3 protein-coding genes are annotated in these 3877 nt (G+C 45.3%); all 3 read left to right on the forward strand.

What is annotated here, in order from left to right:
* Nucleotides 1-477: 477 nt before the first annotated feature.
* Entirely contained in the window at nt 478-1950 is a 1473-nt protein-coding gene (locus tag AACT52_RS10380; protein WP_073636623.1) for an ABC transporter ATP-binding protein, read from the forward strand.
* 75 nt (nt 1951-2025) lie between these two features.
* On the forward strand, nt 2026-3090 hold the full coding sequence (locus AACT52_RS10385) for an ABC transporter permease (RefSeq protein ID WP_073636624.1): 1065 nt from the start codon (nt 2026-2028) through the stop codon (nt 3088-3090).
* 271 nt (nt 3091-3361) lie between these two features.
* Nucleotides 3362-3808, forward strand: a complete 447-nt coding sequence (locus AACT52_RS10390) for a hypothetical protein (RefSeq protein ID WP_073636625.1) — start codon at nt 3362-3364, stop codon at nt 3806-3808.
* The last annotated feature ends 69 nt before the right edge of the window (nt 3809-3877 follow it).

Below are 3877 nucleotides of genomic sequence, written 5' to 3' on the forward strand. Positions count from 1 at the left end.
TGAACCACAGATGGACACAGATGGACACAGATAAATAATTACTTCATTCAATTGAATTACGCTATATTTTTCGTTCCTATCTAACTTGAAAATACATCAGTGTGACCCCAACCCTAACCCCTTCTCCGCAGTCGCACGGGCGGGGGGAACCCCCCTTCGGGTATCTCCTATGCCTTCGGCAGGCTACGCGTTTGCAAAGCTCCTCCGTTCGCGCAGCGTCTCCGTTCGGCCTCAAGCCGTGCCCGAAGGGCTCAGGAGACAGGAGGCACGGAGACGCTACGCGTATGCCTAGCGGCACGCTTTGCGCTTACGCAGTCCCCAGGGCGCGGGAAACCCGCCTGCTTTCTCTGTCTCACCGCACGGCGCTGCTCTCCGCAAGCGAGGAGGGAAAAAATACTCCCCCTCTCTGCTTGCGGAGAGGGGGCTGGGGGGTGAGGTTTTTCTCTGCCTTTTCTCTTGCCTAGTGCAGTTCAATATATGTCTTATTTACGCTTAGAAGGAATTAGCAAAAGCTTTGGCTCATTCATTGCCAATGACAACATCAACCTCACTGTTGAACCAGGAACAATTCACGCCATTCTAGGCGAAAATGGGGCAGGTAAAACCACTTTAATGAACATTATTAGTGGTCTTTATCAACCTGAAGCAGGTCAAATATATCTACAAGAAAAACCAGTAAAAATATCTTCATCAAGTGCAGCAATTCAATTAGGCATTGGCATGATTCACCAACATTTCATGCTAGTTCCCCAGTTGACTGTAACAGAAAACATCATCCTAGGAACATTGAATCACTGGCGTTTAAATCTGCGTAAAAAACAACAAGAAATCGCTGCTTTATCCCAAGCTTATAGATTAACAGTTGACCCTGCTGCTAAAGTAGGAAATCTACCAGTAGGGGCGCAACAGCGAGTAGAAATTCTCAAAGTTCTCTACCGGAAAGCAAAATTGTTGATTCTTGATGAACCCACCGCAGTGCTAACACCGCCGGAAGTAGAATCATTAATTGCTATTTTGCGACAACTCGCAGCAGATGGACACACAATTATTTTTATCAGCCACAAATTGGATGAGGTTATGAACCTGTGCGATACAGTAACTGTGTTACGACGGGGAAAGGTAGTAGCAAATACGACAACCAAAGAAGCGACGCCGCAGCAGTTAGCGGAATTGATGGTAGGGCGAGAGGTGGCTTTACAGTTGGGCAAAACTCCTGCTTCCCCTGGAAACGTGGTTTTGTCAGTGCAAAATTTACAAGTTGAGGATGACAGGGGTGCGATCGCTGTCCGCAATGTATCTTTTGAACTGCGGGCGGGAGAAATTCTGGGAATTGCAGGTGTAGATGGTAATGGACAGCGAGAATTAGCAGATGCAATCACTGGTGTGCGAACTGTCAAGGGTGGAAAAATTGAACTGACACGGAACTTCCCTGAAGTTCGGGGGGTGGGGTACATCCCGGAAGATAGGCAAAAAATGGGTTTGGTGTTGCAGTTCAATATTGCTCAAAATCTCATTTTGAAAGCTTTTAGAAAATTGCCGTTTTGTCGTCGCTTTTTGTTGCAGAAGGAAGCAATCAGCAATAATGCTAAGTCTGCAATGCAAGAATTTGATATCCGGGCGACAAGTGAAGGTGTGAAAGTCAGTCAGCTTTCGGGGGGAAATCAGCAAAAGGTAGTGCTGGCGCGGGAACTGGCGAGAGAACCAATGTTAATAGTAGCTATGCAACCAACGCGGGGGCTGGATGTGGGGGCGACACAAGCAGTACAGTTGCAGTTGTTAGCCCAACGCGATCGCGGTGCGGCTATCTTGTACATTTCTACCGAATTGGAGGAAGTTATGGCAATAAGCGATCGCATTGCGGTGATGTACAGGGGTGAGTTTGTGGGTGTTTTGGATGCAACGACGGCGACTGTGGAGGAAATCGGGTTTTTGATGGCTGGGGGAAGGTAAGGAATTCAAAATACCCTGCGGGAAGCCGCCCTTCGGGCGTCTACAAAATTCAAAATTCAAAAATGTAAAATTCAAATGACTACAACGAATCGGATTCAACCTCTGCTGCTACCAATCTTACCTCCCCTAATTGCGATCGCATCGGCGTTACTCGTTGGTGCAATTCTGATCTTACTTGCTGGGGCAAATCCCATCGCAGCATATACGGCTTTGTTTCAAGAATCTCTTTCTACCTACTTTGGATTTGGCAACACTGTTACCAAGATAGTACCGCTGTTGTTAACCAGTTTAGGGGTATTGGTGGCTTTGCGTGCAGGTCAATTTAATATCGGTGGGGAAGGGCAAATTTACCTGGGTGCTTTGGGGAGTGCGTTGATAGGGTTGTACGTGCAGGGATTACCTGGTGTGATTCATGTACCATTGGCATTGCTTGCAGGGTTTCTTTTTGGTGCAGTTTGGGGTTTGATTCCAGGTTATCTCAAGGCGGTACGCGGGATAAATGAGGTGATCACCACGTTGCTATTGAACTATATCGCCTTTAACTTTATTGGTTACCTCGTTCAGAACCCCTTGAAGCAACCGGGTGCGCCTAGTCCTTATTCACCATTGATTGCTAAATCTGCTCAACTACCAATTATTTTACCGGGGAGTCTCGCCCATGCGGGGATTTTACTGGCGTTACTTGCAGCAGTCATTGTATGGGTTTTGCTAGTACTATCACCCATAGGCTACCAAATCGCTGCCGTAGGATTTAACCCTATTGCTTCCCGTTATAGTGGTATTTCTGTAGAACGCACCATTATGTTGGTGATGGCGTTGGCGGGTGGTTTAGCTGGGTTGGCGGGTGCAACTGAAGTGATGGGCTTAAAATATCGATTGTTTGAACAAGTTTCGTCTGGTTATGGGTTTGATGCGATCGCGATCGCATTTCTCAGTCGTGGTAGTGTTTTCGGTGTCGTGCTGACTTCCCTGTTTTTTGGTGCGCTTCGCAGTGGTGCGAATGTGATGCAGCGCAGTGCGGGAGTTCCAGTGACTGTGGTTTACGCTATTCAGGGTTTGACTGTACTGTTTATTGCCATTAGTCTGGCTCTAGAACACCGTATCAAAAATAGACCTCTTGCAGGAATAGTGGAAAGATGAAAATGTCTTCGTTAAAGCGCTTAAGTAAGTAGGCGAGAAAAAATTAAACAAAATTAAACTATATAAAGAAAAGTAAAGCTTGGAAACTAGCTTGTAGTAAGCCCTTTAGCGCTAAAGGGCTTACTACATACCGTTCGGAGTTCGGCGAGGCTCACTCGAGCGTTCGACTGAGCGCTCACGCCGAAGTCCGCTAAGCTCACGGCGAAGCCTTTAATTATTTACACTGAAGTACTTATATAAATCAAACTCACCAGTCAATCATCATATTATTATGTCGAGCCAAAAGAAACAACCAAATGGATGTGGATGCTTAAATATACCGATATCTCTAATTCTTGTTATTTTCGGAGGTGGTTATTGGTGGTTTAGCCAGAAAAGCAATCTAGACATCAGCAAGTTTTTAGCGAAAATTCAACAAATAAATATTCCTTTCTTAAATCCGATTCCAACTCCTACTTCAACTGTCAACCCAAATATTTATTTAACTCCCACTCCCTCCTTATCAAGCCCTTCAAATCTCACTCCCAATAATAAACAACCTTTCCCTAAAACAAGAACACCTCAAACAACAGCATTACCACAAACCCCTTGGGAGAAAAAAGTCATTAGAGGAATTTATTTAAGTCGCTACCAAGTTACCAATAATGCCGACGAAAAAACGATTCGTGAGAGAGTTCGTTACTATCGCTCTCAAGGAATTATAGCGGTTCTCACTTGAATGCAATACAATAGCCACAATGTTTAAACCAGCCAATTATGTCACTCAAATTAACAGTTTCAAAAGCCT

The organism is Scytonema sp. HK-05 (genome assembly GCF_963872035.1).
Classification (GTDB): domain Bacteria; phylum Cyanobacteriota; class Cyanobacteriia; order Cyanobacteriales; family Nostocaceae; genus Kalymmatonema.